The 20,203-nt window shown below is 66.0% G+C and carries 16 protein-coding genes; 9 read left to right on the forward strand and 7 right to left on the reverse strand.

The genetic code is table 11. The features are described 5' to 3' along the window. Positions 1-294 (forward strand): transposase (locus tag V8683_RS14650; protein WP_462880653.1); only part of this gene is annotated, 294 nt, incomplete at its 5' end. A gap of 116 nt (positions 295-410) precedes the next feature. Here the strand turns inward: V8683_RS14650 and V8683_RS14655 are convergent. After that, the gene (locus V8683_RS14655; RefSeq protein WP_411186885.1) at positions 411-1,211 is read right to left on the reverse strand and encodes a crotonase/enoyl-CoA hydratase family protein; all 801 of its coding nucleotides are present in this window, start codon (positions 1,209-1,211) and stop codon (positions 411-413) included. A 118-nt stretch (positions 1,212-1,329) separates the two neighbouring features. Here V8683_RS14655 and V8683_RS14660 point away from each other — a divergent pair, with 118 nt between their 5' ends. Then, complete coding sequence (locus V8683_RS14660) at positions 1,330-1,854, forward strand: plasmid fertility inhibition factor family protein (protein WP_411186883.1); 525 nt, start codon at positions 1,330-1,332, stop codon at positions 1,852-1,854. A gap of 60 nt (positions 1,855-1,914) precedes the next feature. On the opposite strand, the gene V8683_RS14665 is transcribed toward V8683_RS14660, so the two are convergent. Continuing rightward, positions 1,915-2,892, reverse strand: coding sequence for a LysR family transcriptional regulator (locus tag V8683_RS14665; protein WP_411186881.1), 978 nt, complete (start codon positions 2,890-2,892; stop codon positions 1,915-1,917). 567 nt (positions 2,893-3,459) lie between these two features. Here V8683_RS14665 and aspT (V8683_RS14670) point away from each other — a divergent pair. The 3 genes from aspT (V8683_RS14670) (at position 3,460) to V8683_RS14680 (ending at position 8,750) form a co-directional block, all read left to right on the forward strand. Then, positions 3,460-5,142, forward strand: coding sequence for an aspartate-alanine antiporter (aspT, locus tag V8683_RS14670; protein WP_411186879.1), 1,683 nt, complete (start codon positions 3,460-3,462; stop codon positions 5,140-5,142). 117 nt (positions 5,143-5,259) lie between these two features. Continuing rightward, positions 5,260-6,945 (forward strand): aspartate-alanine antiporter, encoded by a 1,686-nt coding sequence (aspT, locus tag V8683_RS14675; RefSeq protein WP_411190434.1) that lies wholly within the window; start codon positions 5,260-5,262, stop codon positions 6,943-6,945. 143 nt (positions 6,946-7,088) lie between these two features. Continuing rightward, positions 7,089-8,750 (forward strand): bifunctional aspartate transaminase/aspartate 4-decarboxylase, encoded by a 1,662-nt coding sequence (locus tag V8683_RS14680; protein ID WP_411186877.1) that lies wholly within the window; start codon positions 7,089-7,091, stop codon positions 8,748-8,750. A gap of 81 nt (positions 8,751-8,831) precedes the next feature. Here the strand turns inward: V8683_RS14680 and V8683_RS14685 are convergent, their stop codons facing one another. Further along, complete coding sequence (locus tag V8683_RS14685) at positions 8,832-9,857, reverse strand: glycosyltransferase family 2 protein (RefSeq protein ID WP_411186875.1); 1,026 nt, start codon at positions 9,855-9,857, stop codon at positions 8,832-8,834. A 158-nt stretch (positions 9,858-10,015) separates the two neighbouring features. After that, on the reverse strand, positions 10,016-11,227 hold the full coding sequence (locus V8683_RS14690) for an MFS transporter (protein WP_411186873.1): 1,212 nt from the start codon (positions 11,225-11,227) through the stop codon (positions 10,016-10,018). A gap of 356 nt (positions 11,228-11,583) precedes the next feature. On the opposite strand from V8683_RS14690, the gene xdhA reads away from it, so the two are divergent. From xdhA to V8683_RS14710, 4 genes are all read left to right on the forward strand, one after another. Further along, a complete protein-coding gene (xdhA, locus tag V8683_RS14695; RefSeq protein WP_411186871.1) occupies positions 11,584-13,149 on the forward strand; it encodes a xanthine dehydrogenase small subunit in 1,566 nt (521 codons plus the stop codon). A gap of 28 nt (positions 13,150-13,177) precedes the next feature. Next, positions 13,178-15,532 (forward strand): xanthine dehydrogenase molybdopterin binding subunit, encoded by a 2,355-nt coding sequence (gene xdhB / locus V8683_RS14700; protein WP_411186869.1) that lies wholly within the window; start codon positions 13,178-13,180, stop codon positions 15,530-15,532. 36 nt (positions 15,533-15,568) lie between these two features. Further along, on the forward strand, positions 15,569-16,153 hold the full coding sequence (xdhC, locus tag V8683_RS14705) for a xanthine dehydrogenase accessory protein XdhC (protein ID WP_411186867.1): 585 nt from the start codon (positions 15,569-15,571) through the stop codon (positions 16,151-16,153). A gap of 189 nt (positions 16,154-16,342) precedes the next feature. Beyond that, positions 16,343-16,741 carry a hypothetical protein gene (locus V8683_RS14710; protein ID WP_411186865.1) on the forward strand — a complete coding sequence of 133 codons (399 nt, stop codon included), beginning with the start codon at positions 16,343-16,345 and terminating at the stop codon, positions 16,739-16,741. Here V8683_RS14710 and V8683_RS14715 read toward each other — a convergent pair. The 3 genes from V8683_RS14715 to V8683_RS14725 all read right to left on the reverse strand — a co-directional run bounded on the left by V8683_RS14715 (position 16,674) and on the right by V8683_RS14725 (position 20,193). Continuing rightward, positions 16,674-17,708: a LysR family transcriptional regulator gene (locus V8683_RS14715; protein ID WP_411186863.1), complete on the reverse strand. Its 1,035-nt coding sequence runs from the start codon at positions 17,706-17,708 to the stop codon at positions 16,674-16,676. The genes V8683_RS14710 and V8683_RS14715 overlap by 68 nt on opposite strands. A gap of 195 nt (positions 17,709-17,903) precedes the next feature. Then, positions 17,904-18,572: a 2-hydroxychromene-2-carboxylate isomerase gene (locus V8683_RS14720; RefSeq protein WP_027795728.1), complete on the reverse strand. Its 669-nt coding sequence runs from the start codon at positions 18,570-18,572 to the stop codon at positions 17,904-17,906. A gap of 130 nt (positions 18,573-18,702) precedes the next feature. Continuing rightward, entirely contained in the window at positions 18,703-20,193 is a 1,491-nt protein-coding gene (locus tag V8683_RS14725; RefSeq protein ID WP_411186861.1) for a TAXI family TRAP transporter solute-binding subunit, read from the reverse strand. Positions 20,194-20,203: the final 10 nt, after the last annotated feature.

Raw genomic sequence — 20,203 nt, forward strand, 5'->3', positions numbered from 1 at the left:
CCGCTGAGTCGTCCTGGCCGTGTCTACGCCGATCGTGGTTACGATCATGACAAGTACCGGCGCCTCCTGCACGTGCGCAACATCCCCACCCGCATCGCACGGCGCGGTCACCCGCACGGTAGCGGCCTTGGAAAAGTTCGTTGGGTCGTCGAACGTACCCATGCCTGGTTGCATAACTTCCGCCGTTTGCGTATTCGCTTCGAACGCCGTGCGGACATTCACGACGCGTTCCTCAAACTCGGTTGTTGCCTGATCTGCTGGAACACTCTTCAGCGAACTCAACAGCCTTTATGAAACCGTCTCTTAATCCTGAAAGTTCGCATGCGGCCCGCTTTTCGTTGTGCCATACGCCCAACACCTTGCCGGTCCGGCGTTTCCCGCGTGGCGCAGCAGGCTGGCGCCAGGGCCGGTCAGCCCGGGAGCGGATCGCCGTGACGCCCCGCACCTGCCGCAAAGCGTGTTGCGCCCGCGAACCCCTCGTCGAGCACCGCGCGATAGCCGCCCGCGCCTTCGCGGCGCAGTGCTTCGGCCAGGCTGTCGAGCGCACTGTTCTCGACGGCGGACCAGCGGTCGGCGAGTAGCGCGGCCTGGGGGAATGCCGCGATCTGCGCGGCGAGCGCTTCCGCCGCCGCCCGCGCTTCGCCATGGGGAACCACGCGGTTCGCGAGGCCGAATGCCAGTGCTTCGTGCGCCTCGACGGCACGGCCCGTGAGGATCAGGTCGAGCGCGCGGGAGAGGCCGATCAGGCGCGGCAGCCGCACCGTCCCGCCGTCGATCAGCGGCACGCCCACGCGGCGGCAGAACACGCCCAGCACCGCGTCCTCCTCCATGACGCGAAGATCGCACAACAATGCCAGTTCCAGGCCGCCGGCAACGGCGTATCCTGTAATAGCGGCGACCGTGGGTTTGGCGAGTTGCATGCGCGTCGGGCCGAGCGGTCCCGGGCCGCCGCCGTCGGCATGGAGTTCGTTGCGGCGGCTTTCGTCGGCGAGCGCCGTGAGATCGGCACCCGCGCAGAAGGTCCCGCCCGCGCCGAACAGCACGGCCGCGTGCCAGCGCGGATTCGTTTCGAAACGAACGAAGGCGTCGGCTAACGCATTCGCCGTGGGGCGGTCGATGGCGTTGCGGCACGCGGGACGTTCGAGCACGATGGTCGCCACGAAGTCGCTGGCCTCGATGCGCACGTGCTCGCCGAAGGTTTCGATTTGCATGGTTGTCTCCGCTGCGTGCATGCCCCGCGCATAGGTCACGAGAACGTCACGAACGACTCGTAGCTTAGACCGCTTTTAGTCAAAAGAATCGCTGTTCTCTCGCATGCTGCCGTCGTTCATGTCTACGCCTGACTCAAGCTCTCCCTCGTCTGCTTCCGCCATAGCGCCGCTCTGGATCGTGCCGCTGTCCGGGCATCCCGCCTACGACCACGTGCGCCTCACGCGCGTGTTCACGACCGACGGCACGCGCCATGAAGTGGTGATCGTCGACCTTCACAAGCTGCTCCTCTGCGCCGACCGCGACGACACCGACTACGTTCTGCGTCCGGTGGACGATTGGCATGCCGGCAAGGTGCGCGGCATCCGCGACTTTCTCAACCCGGGCAGCGAACGCGTACCGCAGATGCCCTATGTCACGATCTCGACGCGCCGCGCGCCGGGAGTGGCGGGCTGGCTCGGGATAGCGCGCGAAGGCGTGGTGGGGTTTCGCAACGGCCAGCACCGGGCGCGTTATCTCGCCTGGGCCGGCGCCCTGTGGCTGCCCGTCGAGGTGCACGAGCGCGAGGCGTCGCTGTTGCGCGAGCTGTGTGGCGCCAGCGACGCCGGCAACGGCGCGGCGGTGCAGAACGCCTACGGCGAGTGACGCAGGGGTGCCCGCGCCCTGACGAAGCGTCGAGCGGCCGCCCCGGCGCGGGCGCGGCGCTCAGAGTTCCGGCACGGCCAGCAGCGCCGCGCCGCTTTTCGCGGCATTGAGCGGTCGCACGGCTGCGCTCGTGGCCGCGTGCGGATTCTCGAAGTGCTCCACGGCATAGTCGACGAAGCGGCGCGTCCTCGCGGGCAGATACTGGCGGCTCGGATAGACGATCGACATCTGCGCTTCGGGGTCGTCGATTTCATAGTCGGGCAATAGACGCCGCAGCGTCCCTGCCGTGAGGTCGTCGGCGACGAGCGAAGCCGGCACGATCGCCACGCCCATGCCCGCGAGCGCCGCAAGCCGCACCATCAGCATGTTGTTGACCGCATAGGCCGGCTGCAGCGTCACCGGCTCGGCGTGCTCGCCGGGCCGGGCGAACTGCCACGTCGCGCTGCGTTCCTCGGGCGGCAGCGTGACCGCGGCATGCCGCGCAAGCTGCGCGGGCGTGCGCGGTTCGCCGTGCTCCGCGAGCCACGCGGGCGCCGCACAGGGCACGAAGGTCGTCGTGCCGAGCGAACGCTCGACGAGATCGCTGCTGCGGGCCGTCGCGGCAGCGACGATGCCGCAGTCGAAACCATCTTCGATCAGATCGATGCGCCGCTCGGCCAGCGTGAGCCGCACGTTGACGCTTGGGTAGAGGCGCCGGTAGCCGTCGATGAGCGGCGTGAGCGTGGCGAGCGAGAGCGCGCCCGCCGCGACCACGCGCAGGGTGCCGCCCGGTTCGCGTTCGGTATGGGCGACGCTGTGTTCGAGGTGATCGAGTTCTTCGAGCAGGCTGCGGCAGCCTTCCAGATAGCGCAGCCCCGCTTCGGTGAGCGCAAGGTTGCGCGTGGTGCGGTTGATGAGACGGGTATGCAGATGCGCCTCCAGCATCGCGACCGACCGGGTGACGAGTGCGTTGGAAACGTCGAGTTGCTGTGCGGCGCGACGGAAACTTTGTGTTTCAGCAACCCTGACGAAAACGCGCATGGCGTGTATCTGGTTCATGGATATTCGCCTCGTATGCTGGATGCATGGACCGGGTAAAGCGATCTCTGACAGCGTCGATAAGGACTGGGGCGCGGCAGCCTTGCATTGGCCGTACTTGAACGAAAATCATATTGACACTTTATGAAAATTACAATATTTATCTCAAAAGGAAGCAGTATTGCGCGTGCGTAAAGTATTCAATATCTGTCTGGCATGGGAATTGAATGACGAATGCATGATGATCCTATGCGTAATTGAATCGCGCTTTGCGTTATGGATCGCCGCTTACCGGCTGTTGCCTGCCTATCGAGGGTGGCGTCTGTCAGATCGGATGGCAATGTCTGTCAGATTGCAAGAGCCTTTTTGACATAGCCTGCTGACGATCATGTGTATTGTCTGAAATCGTTTATAAGGTATTCACAGCCGTAACATAAGCGGCCAATAATTGCGGCGATTGTCTGATTACGGATGCCGGTACGGATCTGCTGCGGTGCAAACAGGACGTGCGTGACTTTGTGTGACAAAGGGCACGTTTTTTTATGCGCTTTTTTAACGCCGGAACGTAATTCGGCTTAGCGGACACTCATGATCGTCGAATTGCTGAAATCGCAACCCGAGATTGCGCTTTTCCTCAGTCTGGCGCTGGGTTATCTGATTGGGTCCATCAAATTCGGGCCGATCTCGCTGGGCGGCGTATGCGGCACGCTGATCGTCGCGCTCGTGCTGGGGCAAACGGGCGCGCGCCTCGACCCCGACCTCAAGAACGTCGCCTTCGCACTCTTCATCTTCGCGCTCGGCTTCACAGGCGGCCCGCAGTTCTTCGCCAACGCGTTGCGCGGCTGGCGCTACGGGCTCCTCTCGATCGTCGAGATCGTTTCGGTGATGACGCTCGTGATGATTGCAGTCGTTACGATGAAGCTCGACCCGGGAACCGCGGCGGGCCTGCTCGCCGGCGCGGCGACCGAGTCGGCGGTGATCGGCACGGCGTCCGAGGCCGTCTCGAAGCTTGGCATGTCGAGCGCCCAGGTGACGATGCTTCAGTCGAACATCGCGACGGCCTATAGCGTGAGCTACCTGTTCGGCCTGATCACCATCGTCCTGTTCACGAGCCAGATCGCACCGCTTCTCTTGCGCATCAACTTGCGCGACGAGGCGGCGCGGCTTTTTCGCAAGCTGGGCGGCGACGGCGTGCTCGACGAAGGGCAGCGGCTCGCCTTGCCGCCGCTCGTCGGCCGCGCCTTTCTCGCCGGACCGGCGGCTGGCGGTGTCGTGTCGGCGATCGAGGCGCGCTACGGCAACAACGTGACGATCGAGCGCGTGCTGCGCGCAGGCAAGCAACTCGAAGTCGATGCGCAGTTCGTCCTGCAGGCAGGTGACACGGTGTTCGTCGCGGGGCGGCGCGAAGCGATCGTCGAGGCTTCGCAGGCGTTCGGCGAGGAGGTCTCGGGCGAGCGCTTCACGCATCTGCTCGCCCAGCGTACCGACGTGCTGGTCACGCGCCGCGACGTCAACGGTCTTTCGCTCGCGCAGATGCGCGAGCGCGCAGCCCCCGAAGCGGGGCGCGGCATCTACGTGGCCGCGCTCACGCGCGCGGACACCACGGTGCCCGCGTTTCCCGGCACCGTGGTCCAGCGCGGCGACGTGCTCACGCTCGTGGGCGCGCCCACGGACGTCGCGCGTGGTGCGAAGCGTCTTGGCTACGTCATCCAGCGGACGCAAAAAACCGACTTCGTATACCTTGGCCTCGGCGTGCTGATGGGCATGGCCATCGGCCGCCTTGGCGCAACGATCGGCGGCGTGACGCTCGTGCTCGGCACCGGCGGCGGTTGCCTGCTCTCGGGGCTCTTCTTCGGATGGTTGCGTTCGCACTTCCCGGTGGTGGGGTCGCTGCCGTCGGCCGCGGCCCAGGTGCTCAAGGATTTCGGCCTCGCCACCTTCATTGCGGCAGTGGGGCTCTCGGCCGGACCCGACGCCATCCGGCTCGTGCGCGAGTACGGCGTTGCGCTGCCGCTCGCGGGCATCCTGCTGGTGGCGATTCCCGGTCTGCTGTCGCTCTGGATCGGGCGCATGTTTCTCAAGCTCGAAGTGCCGATGCTGCTCGGCGCAATTGCGGGTCAGCAGTGCAGCACGCCGGCGATCAGTGCGCTCGTTGGCGTAGCGGGGAACTCGACTCCAGTGATCGGCTACACGATCACGTATGCGTTGTCGAACATTCTGTTGCCGCTGATGGGCCCCGTCGTGGTCGGGTTGGCGGCGAAGTTCGGTTGAGAGGCCGCTCGCGGCCGATTCGTGGGCAACTCAGGCACCGGATCCGGCCTCCAAACCGGCTCACTTCGGCGGCTCACTTCAACAACAGCAGGCAGTCACTTCAAATGCGAGGGCATGATGGAATGGCTACACGACATCTTTCATAAGTCTCCGGAAATCGCGTTGTTCCTCTCGCTGGCCGTCGGCTATTGGGTCGGCCAGATCAACTTCGGCAAATTCCAGCTGGGCGGCGTGGGCGGTTCGCTGCTGGCGGCCGTCGTCATCAGTCAGGTGGGCGTGACGGTGGACAACGGCGTGAAGGCGGTGATGTTCGCCGTGTTCATCTACGCCGTGGGCTACGACTCCGGGCCGGGCTTCTTCAACTCGCTCAACCGCAAGACGCTGCGCGAAATCGCCATGGCCGTGTTCATGGCGCTCGCGGGACTCTTCACGGTGATCGTCTGCGCGAAGCTCTTTCATCTCAACAAGGGCCTCGCGGCGGGTCTTGCCGCTGGCGGGATGACGCAGTCGGCGATCATCGGTACGGCGGGCGACGCGATCGCGCGTCTCGGTCTGTCGCCCGATCAGGTGAAGGCCATGCAGGCCGACGTCGCCATCGGCTATGCCGTGACCTACGTGTTCGGCTCGCTGGGCGCGATCATCGTCTGCGTGAACATCCTGCCGAAGTTCATGGGCCAGGGACTCCGGGAGGCTTCGATCGAAGCCGAGAAGGAGATGTCCGGCGGCGGCGGCTCGACGGGGCCGGGCCAGGTCACCGCGCTGCCCGAGCTGTTCGGCCGCGTGTTCCGCGTGGAAACGGCCGCGGGCAAGACGGTCAAGCAGCTCGAAACGGCCGAGAAGGATCTGGTCGCGGTCGAGAAGGTGCGCCGCGCGGGCAAGGCGATCGACGCCACCCCCGATTTCGTGCTGAGCCGCGACGACGTCGTGCTCGTGGTGGGGCGCCGCGAGCAGATGGTCGAGGTGGGCGCGCTGATCGGGCCGGAAGTGCCGGATTCCGGCGGCATGAGCCTCGTCATGCAGACGCGCCAGCTCGTGTTCACGAAGAAGGGCATGAACCACACGACGATTGCCGAGGTGCGCAAGAACGTGGACCGCGATATGCGCCACGGCGTGTACATCGAGAAGATCGAGCGCGTGGGCCAGCCCGTGCCGGTCCTGCCGCAAACGAAGCTCGAACACGGCGACGTGATCACGGTCTACGGCACCGCGACCGACACGAAGCGCGCGGTGCAGGAGGCCGGCTACGAGCTGGCGTACAGCAACAAGACCGACTTCATCTACATGGGCGTCGGCCTTGTGCTCGGTCTGCTGATCGGCCTGATCGTCGTGAACGTGGCCGGGATTCCGCTCACGCTCGGCTCGGGCGGCGGCTGCCTGCTGTCGGGTCTGCTGTTCGGCTGGATGCGCGGCAAGCACCCGATGTATGGCGTGATGCCGCCGGCCGCTTCGCAACTGCTCAAGGACTTCGGCCTCGCGGCGTTCGTGGCGGTGGTGGGCCTGAACTCCGGCCTGCAGGCCGTGGTGACGATCAAGCAGAGCGGCATCACGATCTTCCTGCTCGGCGTGGTCGTGACGATGGTTCCGCTGATCCTCACGATGCTCTTCGGCCGCTACGTGCTGAAGTACAACAACGCGGCGATTCTCGCGGGCGCGCTGTCCGGCGCACGCAGTGCGAACCCGGCGTTCGGCGGCATTCTCGACAAGGCCGAGAGCGCGGTGCCGACCGTGCCGTTCGCCATCACCTATGCGATCGCCAACGTGCTGCTCACGCTGCTCGGGCCGCTCGTGGTCGGTCTCGCATAACACGAAGGAAACGCGGAGGCCATCCGTGTGGGCGGCGCCGCTGCGCCCGCCCGCCGGTTCAACCTGTTACTGGCTTTCGTGCCGGATACGGCCTGCACACGCGTGCGGCCGCACGCGCACCATCTTCCACTGGAGAAAGCACCATGGCAAAGGGTAAAGAATCGAAGGAAAAATCGGCTCTCGACGCGCTGAGTCCATTCGAACTGAAGGACGAGCTGATCAAGGCAGCGGGCGGCGGCGCGGCCGAGCGTCCGGCCAATTTTTCGATGCTCAACGCCGGCCGCGGCAATCCGAACTTCCTCGCCACGATTCCGCGTCACGGTTTCTGGCAATTGGGCCTCTTCGCGATGCGCGAGTCGGAGCGCTCGTTCTCATACATGCCGGAGGGCGTGGGCGGCTTCCCGCAGCGTGCCGGCATCGTCGAGCGTTTCGACCAGTTCCTGCGCGAGAACAAGGGCCAGGCCGGCATCGACTTCATCGGCGGCGCCGTTTCGTATGTGCGCGATCAGCTCGGCCTCTCGGCCGGCGACTTCCTCTATGAGATGTGCGAAGGCATTCTGGCGTGCAACTACCCGGTGCCGGACCGCATGCTCAAGCTGTCCGAAATCATCGTCGGCCAGTACCTGCGCCGCGAAATGATCGGCAAGCATCCGTTCGTCGGCGAGTTCGACATCTACGCGGTGGAAGGCGGCACGGCGGCGATGACGTACATCTTCAATACGATGAAGGAGAACTTCCTCATCAAGGCGGGCGACACCATTGCGCTCGGCATGCCGATCTTCACGCCGTACATCGAGATTCCCGAGCTCAACGACTACGAGCTCAACGTCGTGCACGTGGAAGCCAAGGTCGAGAACGAGTGGCAGTATTCGAAGAAGGAGCTCGACAAGTTGCGCGACCCGAAGGTCAAGGCGTTCTTCCTCGTGAACCCGAGCAATCCGCCGTCGGTGCGGATCAACGACGAAAGCCTCGAATACATCGCCGAGATCGTCAAGGAACGCCCGGACCTCATCCTCCTGACCGACGACGTGTACGGGACTTTCGCCGACAACTTCGTCTCGCTCTTCGCGCTCGCGCCGAAGAACACGATTCTCGTGTACTCCTACTCGAAATACTTCGGCGCGACGGGCTGGCGTCTGGGCACGGTCGCGACGCACCGCGACAACGTGCTCGACCACCTGATCGCGAAACTGCCGAAGGAGGAGAAGAAGATCCTGCACAAGCGCTATGAGTCGATCACGACCGACCCGGACAGCCTCAAGTTCATCGACCGCCTCGTCGCGGACAGCCGCACGGTGGCGCTGAACCACACGGCGGGCCTCTCGACGCCGCAGCAGGTGCAAATGGTCCTCTTCTCGCTGTTCTCGCTGATGGATACGCCGGACGCGTACAAGAACGCGCTCAAGCGCCTGATCCGCAGCCGCAAGCGTGCGCTCTTCGAGGAAATGGGCATCACCTACGACGAGACCGACCCGAACCAGGTGGACTACTACACGATCCTCGACATGGAGTACATGGGCGAGAAGCTGTTCGGCCGCGATTTCGTGGACTGGCTGCTCAAGCAGGTCAAGCCGAACGAGCTGCTGTTCCGCCTTGCCAGCGACGCGCGCGTCGTGCTGCTGCCGGGCATGGGCTTCGGCACGCCGCATCCGTCGGGCCGCGTGTCGCTGGCGAACCTCAACGAGTCGGACTACCGCAAGATTGGCCGCGCGGTGCGCAAGCTCACCGAGGAATGGGTGCAGAAGTACAACGAGGCGACCGGAAAGAAGCTCGATCCGGCTGCCGTGAAGACGGTGAAGAAGTAAGGGCGCAGCCGCGGCGGCGCGCGCGCGGACCGCGCGTGCCCGTGCCGCCGACGATCGGTTCGACCGCGCAGCCCGACTGGCTCACGCTTGTCGGGCTGCGTCCTTTTGGGCGTCCGGCGTGTCGGACCGGGGTTCGCCAAGGCCGCCCGGCAGCGCGAGCGGAACACGGCGCGCCCGGCGCGCGGCTCTCCAGATCTTCAGCAGGTGGTAGTAGAGCCTCGGGCTGAAGCCATAGCGGTAGGCGTGCAGGTTGCCGAAGGCGAGATGCAGCCCCGCCGAGAACTCGCGATTGCACGCGTGCAGCGAGACGACGATCGGCACGAGCCGGCGCAGAGACAGCCGCCGTGCGGCTTCGAGTTCGAGCGGCAGCGGGAGCGCCGTGAGGAAGCGCCAGGCGGCCAGCGACGACGCATGCGGCGTGCGGCGTGTCGCCTGGGAGATCGAAACGTCGCTCTTGCGATAGCACGAGACGTACTCGTCCACGTAGCACACCTGCTGCGCGGCGAGGCAGAGCTGCGTGCCGAACACGAAGTCGCAACATGTTCCGTACTGGTTTGGATAGCCTATGCGCTTGACGAGCGCCGCATTCGCGAGCCAGCCGTTGTTCGGGAACATCTGCAGGATACCCGCCCGGCCGGGCGGCACCTGCAACCCGGCCGCCGCGGCCGTGCGGTGGCAGGCGACATTGAGCCGGCGGCTCGCGGCATAGTCGATGCATCCGCGAGGATCCGTTTCGTACTGCTTGCCGAATGCCACGTCCAGATCGGGATGGCGTTCCCATTGCGCGAGGAGCCGCTCGACGCAGTTCGGCAGCAGGAAATCGTCGTCGTGGATCAGCAGGATCTTGTCGCCGCTCGCGCGCTCGAAGAGGCTCGCCACATTGCGCGCCTGGCCGAGCGCCGGCACGTTGCGCCGGTAGCGGATGCACGGCTCGCCAGCGTAGTGCGACGCGATCAGCTTTGCCGTGCTGTCGTCGCGAGAGTCGTCTCCAATCACGATCTCGACGTTCGCATGCGTTTGCATGAGACACGAGTCGATGCACGCTCGCAACAGATCCGGCCGGTTACACGTTGGCAGACAAATGGAGACTTTCGTTTGGATTGTCATAGCTCACCCCAATGCCTGAGGAAAACGAGAAGGTTCGTAATGCGAACTCCACTCGCTGGCAATGAAGGTAAGCGAAAAATATCCGAAAGAAATTGAAAATAAATAGAAAGGATGGGGGGTTTGCTGCGCTGCGTATCCGCTTCATTCAGGCCTTGAAATCAGGTCTGGAGCTGAACCTGGGCGGCTCGCACGCTGCGGCGGTGCAGCGACACCGAAAGCGCAATCGCCGCGGCTACGGCGATCGCAGCAAAGAGGAAGACCGATCCATACCCGAACAGATTCGCGACATAGCCCGCGAGCGGCCCGGTGATGCCGAGCGAGAGATCGACGAACAGCGAGTACGCGGAGAGGGCTGCGCCGCGGCTCGCGGCCGGCACGAGGCCCACGGCCTCCACGCCGAGCGCCGGGAACACGAGCGCGAAACCGAAGCCCGTGAGCGCGGCACCCGCTAGCGCGACATGCGGCACGGGCGCGAGCCACAGCAGGACGAGGCCTACGCATTCGCACGAGAACGACGCGATGGCGACGCGAAAGCCGCCGAAGCGCCGGATCGTGTTGGCGAACAGGAGGCGCGAGCCGATGAACATGAGGCCGAACACGGTCAGCGTGAGCGCGGCATCGGGCCAGTGGCGCGCGGCATAGAAAAGCGTGATGAACGTGGCGATCGAGCCGAAGCCGGCCGAGCCGAGCGCGAGCGCGAGGCCGTGCGGGAGCACGCGCAGGAACACGCTGCGATAGGACATGCGCTCGCCGTGGACGAGCGGCACGGGGGCGACGGGGCGCGCGAGCCAGTGGCCGAGCGCGGCGAGCGCGATGACCATCGCGCCGAGCGTCCAGAAACCGAGGTAATGCGTGAGTTCCACGCCCAGCGGCGCGCCGATGGCGAGCGCGCCGTAGGTGGCGATACCGTTCCAGGAGATCACGCGCGCGTTGTTGGCGGTGCCCACGCGGCCGATGCCCCAGAGGATCGCGCCGGTGCCGCAAAGACTTTCGCCGCAACCGAGCAGCAGGCGGCTTGCCACGATGAGCGTGAGCGAGAGTTCGGGCCAATGCGCGACGAGCGCGGCGAGCAGGAGCAGCACGCCGCTCGCGCCGCAGCAGATCAGGCCGATGCCGACCGTGCGCTTGGGGCCGAGCGTGTCCGCCGAGCGGCCCGCGAGCGCGCGCGAGGCGAGCGTGGCGAAGTACTGTACGCTGATCGCGCCCCCTGCCAGGACCGTGCTGAAACCCAGGTCGTTATGGACGTACCCCGGCAGGACGGCGAGCGGAATGCCGATGGTCAGATAGCAGAGGAACGTGAAAAAGACGACCGGAATGATCTGCAAGGTCGTCGCAAACGAACTGCGCTCAGGCGCCGTGTCAGCGGACATGGGGAAAATGCGGATGGAAGACGCTGGAAAGGCGTGATTCTCCCATGGAACCGGTTCTTCTGCAGTTGCAGAAAAGAGATTTTGGCCATCAGGAGATGCGTGAGGCGTGGCGGCAGGGTCGTGCCATCCGCTCCAGAGTGGCGATATTGAGATAATTTGAAGAGAAATGTCGCAACTTGGCCATCTCCACATAAGCAGTCCGGCACCGGGATCCCTCGATTTATCGATTCAACGATATATCCCCCATGTACCTCTGCCTATGGGTTGCAAATATTGGTGGTGATAGCGTTCGAACCGTCCACAGAAGCGTGCCTCGCCTCCCCAGCCGGGCCGCACAATCAGACGAGCCAGAAATCATGAGTCAGCCGATCCGCTTCTACCACCGCAACGCGATTCGCGAAGTCAGCGACGCAGGCGTCACCCGCACCGTTCTCCAGTACCTGCGCGAGGACGCGCACTGCACCGGCACCAAGGAAGGGTGCGCGGAAGGCGACTGCGGCGCCTGTACGGTCGTGGTCGGCGAGCGCAACGAGGCGGGCGGCGTGAGCTTCAAGGCCGTCAATGCCTGCATCCAGTTCCTGCCGACGCTCGACGGCAAGGCCCTGTTCACGGTGGAAGACCTGCGCCAGCCGGATGGCGCGCTGCATCCGGTGCAGCAGGCCATGGTCGACTGCCACGGTTCGCAGTGCGGCTTCTGCACGCCGGGTTTCGTGATGTCGATGTGGGCGCTCTACGAGAAGCATGGGCACGAGCACGCGGGCACCGCCCCGGCGGCCGGCGGCTGCGCGGGCAAGGGCGCCTGCAGCGTGCCTTCGCGCGACGAGATCGCCAACGCGCTCACCGGCAACCTGTGCCGCTGCACCGGCTATCGCCCGATCCTCGACGCCGCCGAGCGCATGTTCGAGGCCGGCGCGCCGAAGCGGCCCGTCGACGTCGAGGCGCTCGCCCGTACGCTCTCGACGCTCGAACGCAAGGACACCTTCCATTACGAGCACAAGGGCCAGCAGTACGACGCGCCGCGCACGGTCGAAGCGCTCGCCGCCATCAAGGCCGCGCGCCCGAACACGCGCATTCTCGCGGGCAGCACCGACATCGGCCTGTGGGTCACGAAGCAGATGCGCGATCTGGGCGATATCGTCTACGTGGGGCAGGTGGAGGCCATGCGCCGGATCGAGGTGGGCAACGACTGGATCGAGATCGGCGCGGGCGTGAGCGTGGAGCGCGCCTATGCCGAGCTCGCGAAGCACTATCCCGAACTCACCGAGATGTGGCAGCGCTTCGCTTCGCTGCCCATCCGCAACGCCGGCACGATCGGCGGCAACGTCGCGAACGGCTCGCCGATCGGCGACTCGATGCCGGGCCTGATCGCCCTTGGCGCGCACGTGGTGCTGCGCGGCGCGGAAGCGTCGCGCGAACTGCCGCTCGAAGACCTCTACCTCGCGTACCAGAAGAAGGACATGGCCGAGGACGAATTCGTGCTCGCGCTGAAGGTGCCGACGCGCACCGGCATACGCAAGAACCTGAAGTTCCGCACCTACAAGGTCTCGAAGCGCTTCGATTCCGACATCTCGGCCGTGTGCGCGGCCTACGCGTTCATCGCGGACGGCGAAACGATCCGCGAGCCGCGCATCGCATTCGGCGGCATGGCCGCCACGCCCAGGCGCGCAACGCACGCGGAAGGCGTGCTCGCCGACGCGCACTGGCACGAGGCCACGGCGCAGGCGGCGATGATCGCGCTCGGCAAGGACTACGCGCCGCTCTCGGATATGCGCGCCACCGACGAATACCGCATCGAGGCGGCGAAGAACACGCTGTATCGCTTCTGGCTGGAGACGCGCCCGAACAACCCGCTCGCGCAGCAGGCCGTGAACGTGCGCGCCGTGTTGCCCGCCGGCGCCGCCGAGGCCGCAGCGTCAGTCTGAGACTTCAGGAAACGAGAAGGAGAACATAATGAATCAGCAAGCCGAACCGTTCCTGAAGGATGCGCAGGCCCTAGAGAATTTCACCCAGGTCCACGTGTCGCGTCCGCACGAGTCGGCGCATCTGCACGTGAGCGGGCGCGCGACCTACACCGACGACATTCCGGTCGTGGCCGGCACGCTGCACGCGGCGCTCGGGCTTTCGCAGAAGGCTCACGCGCGCATCGTCTCGATGAATCTCGACAAGGTGCGCGCGACGCCGGGCGTCGTCGCGGTGCTGACCGCCGGGGACATTCCGGGCGTGAACGACTGCGGCCCGATCATCCACGACGATCCAGTGCTGGCCGATGGCGTGGTGCAGTACGTCGGCCAGCCGATGTTCATCGTCGTGGCCACGTCGCACGATATCGCGCGCCAGGCCGCGCGCCGCGGCGAGGTGGTCTATGAAGAACTGCCCGCGGTGCTCACGGCGCAGCAGGCGCGCGCCGCGAACCAGTTCGTGCTGCCGCCGATGAAGCTCGCGCGCGGCGACGCCTCCACGCGCGCCGCACGCGCCGCGCATCGCCACGAAGGCGAGATGCTGCTGGGCGGCCAGGAGCAGTTCTACCTCGAAGGCCAGATCAGCTACGCGGTGCCGAAGGACGACGACGGCATGCATGTGTGGTGTTCGACGCAGCACCCGAGCGAAATGCAGCACCTCGTCGCTCACGTGCTGGGCGTGCATTCGCACAACGTGCTCGTGGAGTGCCGCCGCATGGGCGGCGGCTTCGGCGGCAAGGAATCGCAGTCGGGCCTCTTCGCCTGCTGCGCGGCGCTCGCAGCGTGGAAGCTGCTGTGCCCCGTGAAGCTGCGCCCGGACCGCGACGACGACATGATGGTCACCGGCAAGCGCCACGATTTCCACTACACCTATGAAGTGGGCTATGACGACGCAGGCGTGATCGAAGGCGTCTCGGTGGACATGACCTCGCGCTGCGGCTTTTCCGCCGACCTCTCGGGTCCCGTGATGACGCGCGCCGTCTGCCATTTCGATAACGCTTACTGGCTGCCCGACGTTTCCATCGCCGGCTTCTGCGGCAAGACCAACACGCAGTCGAATACCGCGTTTCGCGGCTTCGGCGGCCCGCAGGGCGCGTTCGCGATCGAGTACATCATGGACGACGTCGCGCGCGCGCTCCGCCTCGACCCGCTCGACGTGCGCCTGCGCAATCTCTATGGCAAGACGCAGAACAACGTCACGCCGTACGGCCAGGAGATCGAGGACAACGTCATTGCCGAACTGCTCGACGAGCTCGTGACGACGAGCGACTACCGCGCACGCCGTGCGGAAATCCGCGAGTTCAACGCGAACAACGAGGTGCTCAAGAAGGGCATCGCGATTACACCCGTGAAGTTCGGCATCGCCTTCAACGTGACGCACTTCAACCAGGCCGGCGCGCTCGTCCACATCTATACGGACGGTTCGGTGCTCGTGAACCACGGCGGCACCGAAATGGGCCAAGGCCTCAACACGAAGGTCGCGCAAGTGGTGGCGCACGAGCTCGGCATCGACTTCGCGCGCGTGCGCGTGACGGCCACCGATACGAGCAAGGTCGCCAACACCTCGGCGACGGCTGCCTCGACGGGCTCGGACCTCAACGGCAAGGCCGCGCAGGATGCCGCGCGCCAGCTGCGCGAGCGGCTGGCGGCGCTCGCGGCGAAGCTCTACGGGCAGGATGGGGTCAGCGCCGGCGATGTGCGTTTCGCGAACGATCACGTGATCGTCGGCGGCGAGATCGTGTCGTTCGAAACGCTGGTTTCGAAGGCGTACCTCGCGCGCGTGCAGCTCTGGTCGGACGGCTTCTATGCCACGCCGAAGCTGTACTGGGATCAGGCCAAACTGCAAGGCCGGCCGTTCTACTACTACTCGTACGGCGCAGCCGTTTCGGAAGTGGTGATTGACACGCTGACGGGCGAAATGCGCGTGCTGCGCGCCGACGCGCTGCACGACGTGGGGGCCTCGCTGAATCCGGCGCTCGACGTGGGCCAGGTGGAAGGCGGCTTCATTCAGGGCATGGGCTGGCTCACCACCGAGGAACTCTGGTGGAAGCCGGACGGCAAGCTGATGACGCATGCGCCGTCCACCTACAAGATCCCGACCGTCAACGACACGCCGCTGCACTTCGACGTGCGCCTCTACAAGAACCGCAATGCGGAGGACAGCATCCATCGCTCGAAGGCCGTGGGCGAGCCGCCGCTCCTGCTGCCGTTCTCGGTGTTCTTCGCGATCCGCGACGCGGTGGCGAGCGTGGGCGACTACCGCTTCAATCCGCCGATGAATGCGCCCGCCACGGCAGAGGAAATCCTCAAGGCCGTGCGCGCGGTACGTACCGCCATGCGTGGCTGACAGGCTGAGCCAGGCATTTCGAGGGAGCATGCCGAGATGAATCGTCATCCGAATCATTGCGTAAGCGTCGATACGACGGGCCGGGTGCTCATCGGCCGCCGCAGCACGCCGGTGCCGCAGTACGGGCCGATGCACGTCGTGCTGTTTGGCGCCGGGCACGTGGGCCATGCGCTCGTGCATCTGCTCGGCATGCTGCCGTGCGTCGTGCAGTGGGTGGACGAGCGCGACGAGCTGTTCCCGGACGAAGTGCCGGCCAACGTGCAGATCGAAGCGACCGACACGCCCGCCGCGATCGTGGACGAAGCGCCGCCGGGCGCCTGGTTCATCGTGATGACGCACAACCACGCGCTCGACTTCGAGCTGACCGAGCGCATCATGCGGCGGCGCGATTTCGCGTGGTTCGGGTTGATCGGCTCGAAGACCAAGCGCGTGAAGTTCGAGCGGCGCCTGCTCGATCGCGGCGTGCCGGCCGAGCGGCTTGAGGAAATGGTGTGCCCGATCGGTGTGACGGGCATCGTCGACAAGGCGCCTTCGTCGATCGCGGTGGCGGTGGCGGCTCAATTGATGCAGTTGCGCGTGCCGAATGGGACACTGGAGCGGGTTGGCGTTCTCGCGCAATAATTCGTCGTACATAAGGTGGCGCGCGGTGGCCGCACCGCCGCCGCGCACGTCAGGGGGATGCATTTGCACTATTGCATCCCGCGCGCCCCGAGGCCTTTAATGCTCGCAACGGGGTGCGAATGGGCGGCAGCAGCCGTGCTGCAAACGAACGCCCGGTGCCTCGCCATTCCTGTGCGCGTGAGGCCTCCCATGAAAATCATTCTCGCAATTTCGGCGGTAGTCGCGGCGTCGTTCGTGTCGGGCATTGCCATGGCCGACGGGGGACAGCCGCTTTCGCAGGACGAATTGCAGCAACTGCTGCCTGGCGCGAAGGTCGAGATCACCAATCCGGACAACAGCAAGAGCACGTGGACAAACGCCGCGGATGGCTCGGTCGACGCGCACTGGCTATCGGGCGACCCGACCAGCAAGCACGCCTATAACGGCAACGGGACAGGCACCTGGAAAATATCCGGCGACGGCAAGTTCTGCGCCCATATCCAATGGCGCAAAGGCGTTACGGATTGGTGCCGCGCGGTCGTCAAGCAGGACGACGGTTCGTTTGTTCTGGATGGCTCGCCAGGCCTGAAGATGGTTGTGTCGAGGTAAGCGGCGCCGCGGCGCGCGGTGCGCGCTTCGCTTCCGGCCGGCTGCGCGCGGTGAGTTTGCGCGACACCTCATCCACGAGCCCCCGCAGCCAGTCCACGTCGCTCGGCCGGTCCGGGTGCGGATGCCACATCTGATAGCAGCGGATGCGCGGAAACGCGAGCGGCGGCTCGACCACGGCGATCGGCAGCAGGCTCGCGTAATGCAGCGCAAAACGCCGCGTGGTCGTGAACACGAGGTCCGACTGCAGCAGCACCTGCGGCACGAGTCCGAAGTAGGGCAGCCGCGTGACGATGCGCCGTTCGGCGCGCGCTTTCGCGAAACCGATGTCGATGGCGTTCGCATTCGAACCCGTATAGGGCGTCGGCGCGAGATGCGCGGCGCCCAGATAGGCCTCGCGCGTGAGCGGCGCGCGCGTGAGCGGGTGATCGGCGCGCATCATGCAGACCACCTTGTCGGCGAACAGGTCGCTGCGATGAAAACGCGCGTCGGGCTTCGGCCAGTTGCCGATCACGATGTCGAGCTCGCCCGCGTCGAGCGCCGCATGATGGTCGAGCGTCGGCGAAAGCGAGAGGATCTCCAGCCGCGCCGTGGGCGCCGCCTCGCGGAAGTGCGCGATCAGCGTCGGCATGAAGAAGTCGTTCAGGTAGTCGGGCGCCGCGAGCCGGAAAGTGCGCTTCGAGCGCGCCGGATCGAAGTCGCCATGCGGCGTGGAGACGAAATCGACGTCGCGCAGCACGCGCTGCGCGTGCTGCAGCAGCGACTCGCCGTATTCGGTGGGCACCATGCCGGCCTTGCCGCGCACCAGGATCGGATCGCCCAGGATCTCGCGCAGGCGCCGCAGCGCCGTGCTGATCGCGGGCTGGGTCTGGTTCAGCCGCAGCGCCGTTTGCGTGACGCTGCGCTCGATCAGCAGCGTGCGCAGCACGCGCACGAGCCAGATGTCGAGGGTAAGGGCGATGTCGTCCATGTAAAGGGGTGTCGATGAGGCGCGCGGGACGCGCGCAGGGAGCCGGGCACTCGTCTGCGCGCGCGTACCGGCTCAGCCATAACCATAGGCCGGCGCGCCCGCCGGCGCCATAGCCTGCGCGGTATGGCCGGCATCAGGACGCTTCGCCGGCCGGGCGCGCGGCCCCCTGGACCTTCGGCAACCCTCAACGGCCCCTTATTCCGCAGTGGCTTTCGCGAGCCCGGAAGGTAGCGTGCTGATGCGCTTCACCTCGCGCGAATCGAGCCAGTTCGGCGAACGGGCGCAGTAGAGCACCATCGGCAGCGCGTCCTCGCCCCAGAACAACTGCTTGTTCATCCAGAACGTCGGCACGCCGAACACGCCCAGCGCGATTGCGTCGCTCGTGTTGCGGCGCAACTGGGCGCGCACGTTTTCCTGCTCGATCAGCGCTTCGCCGTGCGGGATGCCCACGCGCTCGCAAAGCTGTTCGAAACCTTCTTCGCTCGACGGGTCGCGGCCCTCGCGCCAGATGAAGCGGAAGATCTCGCGCACGCAGGCGAACTCGCCGCCCGCGGCGATGGCCAGCAGCATCGGTTTGACCGAGTCGAACGGGTGCGCGGGCGGCATTTTGAAGGGAATGCCGAGCTGGTCCGCGCGAAAGAGCGCGTGGCGGTACGTGTAGATGCGTTTGGCCGGGATCGCGAGGCCCCCCGCCTGGCCCCAGTGACGGTACAGGTCGGTCAGCAGCACGGGGCACGGCACGAAGTCGAAGGTCGGCCACTTTTGTTGCTGCTCCAGCAGCAGGTACGAGAACGGCGAGACGAAGTCGTAGAACCACGTGGGCTGGTTGACGTCGATGCCGCTGAGATCGATGCCGCTGATCATGCTGTTCCTCCGCTATGCGCTTCATGCGGACCGCCCGAAGCGCGGTCCGTCGTTTCGGTTTCGTTATGGATTGCGATGTTGCGCGCTGCACCACGATCTTGCGTGCCCGCGGCCACGCGCGCTATCGGTGTCATTCCGGGCGCGCTGGGTCGGGTCGCGCCGTGTCCTGTCCCTCTTGCGCCGTCTCATCGGCCGTGCCGGGCTCCGCCATGTCGTCGCTGTCGTTGCCGCTGTCGTCGGCGTCGCCGTTGTCGCCGTCGGCCGCGTGCTCCGCGGGCGGGCGCGCCGCGATATGCGAGAGGCGCGCGCGCACGAAGCCAATGTGTTCGCGCAGCACGTAGAACTGTTCCGCATAGGCGAGCGGCATCTTCATGCCGTTGACCGACTCCTCGATCGTGTCGAGCTGGCGCACGAGCGCGCGGCGCTCGGCGGGCGAGGTGTCCGCCATCGAGGCGCGTTCGAGCGCGATCAGCGCGCCGTACCAGCGGTAGATCCGCGATTTCACCCGCCACGCATACAGCGACGGCACGAGGCGCAGCCCCGGGATCAGCACGACGATGATCGGCACGAGCAGCACGATCAGCCGGTCGGCGAGGCTCGCGAGCCAGAACGGCAGCACGCGGTAGAGGAAGCTCTTGCCCGACTTGTAGTAGCGCGCGGCGTCGTCGCTGATCGGGAAGTCCTGGGCGCGCGGCGCGGGGAATTCGCCGGCGTTCTGCATGAGCGTCGCGCGCCCATGCACCGTCTTCGCCGCCTCGATCAGCAGGTCCGAGAGCGCCGGGTGCAACGAGTCGCGCGCGACCAGCTCGGCGGTCGGCGCGACCATGTACATCGGCTTCGGCGGCAGGTTGTGGCCAAAATCGAAGGCGCCCATCGGGATCGTGACCGCCGTGAGGTAGGGGAAGCGGCGCGCGTACGCGTCGGCCTGGGTGAAGTCGAAGAACCGCACGCCGGGCATGCGCAACAGGCGTCCCATGACCGGCGGCTGCGCCGAGTCGCCCGAGAGGAACACGGCATCCACCTTGCCCGCCACGAGCGCGCGCGCCGCGTCGTCGCCCGACAGCGGCAGCAGTTGCGTCGTGCCGCCCGGCTCGATGCCGTTCGCCTTCAGCAGGGCCAGCGCCAGCTCGCGCGCGCCGCTGCCCTGCGCGCCGATGGCGAGCCGCTCGCCTTCGAACTGCGAGAGGCGCGTGGCCACGGGCCCGTGGTAGAACACGGCGAGCGGCACATAGGCGACGCTGCCGAGCGAAACGAGCCCGTCGGGCACCTTGCTTGCGAGGCCGTCCTGCACGAATGCCACGTCGACGCCGGACTTGGGGTCGGCGAGGCGCTGGAGGTTCTGCACCGAGCCTTCCGACTCGAGCACGTTCAGCGTGATGCCGTTGCGCGCGAGGATCGCCTTGTACTTCTGCGCCGCGTTCCAGAACGTGCTGCCCTTGGGGCCGGTGCTCATCGTGAGCGTGCTGGGCGGCGCGGGCTGGATGAGCCGCACCGCGAGCCAGATGGCGGCGGCGCTCACGAGCAGGATCGGCCCGAACGAGACTGCCAGGTCGCGCCATGAAATCGCCACGAAACGCGCGACGAGACGAGGGGCAGATTTGCGGCCGGTGGGAGACTTCATCGGGGGAGTG

This window comes from Paraburkholderia sp. AV2 (genome assembly GCF_054968425.1).

What these genes read in the sequence shown, in the direction of transcription:
- V8683_RS14665 (WP_411186881.1), bottom strand. Translation starts at nt 2,892, where the DNA reads ATGAACCAGATACACGCCATGCGCGTTTTCGTCAGGGTTGCTGAAACA.
- xdhA (WP_411186871.1), top strand. Translation starts at nt 11,584, where the DNA reads ATGAGTCAGCCGATCCGCTTCTACCACCGCAACGCGATTCGCGAAGTC.
- V8683_RS14725 (WP_411186861.1), bottom strand. Translation starts at nt 20,193, where the DNA reads ATGAAGTCTCCCACCGGCCGCAAATCTGCCCCTCGTCTCGTCGCGCGT.
- V8683_RS14660 (WP_411186883.1), top strand. Translation starts at nt 1,330, where the DNA reads ATGTCTACGCCTGACTCAAGCTCTCCCTCGTCTGCTTCCGCCATAGCG.
- aspT (WP_411190434.1), top strand. Translation starts at nt 5,260, where the DNA reads ATGGAATGGCTACACGACATCTTTCATAAGTCTCCGGAAATCGCGTTG.
- V8683_RS14720 (WP_027795728.1), bottom strand. Translation starts at nt 18,572, where the DNA reads ATGATCAGCGGCATCGATCTCAGCGGCATCGACGTCAACCAGCCCACG.
- xdhC (WP_411186867.1), top strand. Translation starts at nt 15,569, where the DNA reads ATGAATCGTCATCCGAATCATTGCGTAAGCGTCGATACGACGGGCCGG.
- V8683_RS14690 (WP_411186873.1), bottom strand. Translation starts at nt 11,227, where the DNA reads ATGTCCGCTGACACGGCGCCTGAGCGCAGTTCGTTTGCGACGACCTTG.
- V8683_RS14685 (WP_411186875.1), bottom strand. Translation starts at nt 9,857, where the DNA reads ATGACAATCCAAACGAAAGTCTCCATTTGTCTGCCAACGTGTAACCGG.
- V8683_RS14680 (WP_411186877.1), top strand. Translation starts at nt 7,089, where the DNA reads ATGGCAAAGGGTAAAGAATCGAAGGAAAAATCGGCTCTCGACGCGCTG.
- aspT (WP_411186879.1), top strand. Translation starts at nt 3,460, where the DNA reads ATGATCGTCGAATTGCTGAAATCGCAACCCGAGATTGCGCTTTTCCTC.
- V8683_RS14710 (WP_411186865.1), top strand. Translation starts at nt 16,343, where the DNA reads ATGAAAATCATTCTCGCAATTTCGGCGGTAGTCGCGGCGTCGTTCGTG.
- V8683_RS14655 (WP_411186885.1), bottom strand. Translation starts at nt 1,211, where the DNA reads ATGCAAATCGAAACCTTCGGCGAGCACGTGCGCATCGAGGCCAGCGAC.
- xdhB (WP_411186869.1), top strand. Translation starts at nt 13,178, where the DNA reads ATGAATCAGCAAGCCGAACCGTTCCTGAAGGATGCGCAGGCCCTAGAG.
- V8683_RS14715 (WP_411186863.1), bottom strand. Translation starts at nt 17,708, where the DNA reads ATGGACGACATCGCCCTTACCCTCGACATCTGGCTCGTGCGCGTGCTG.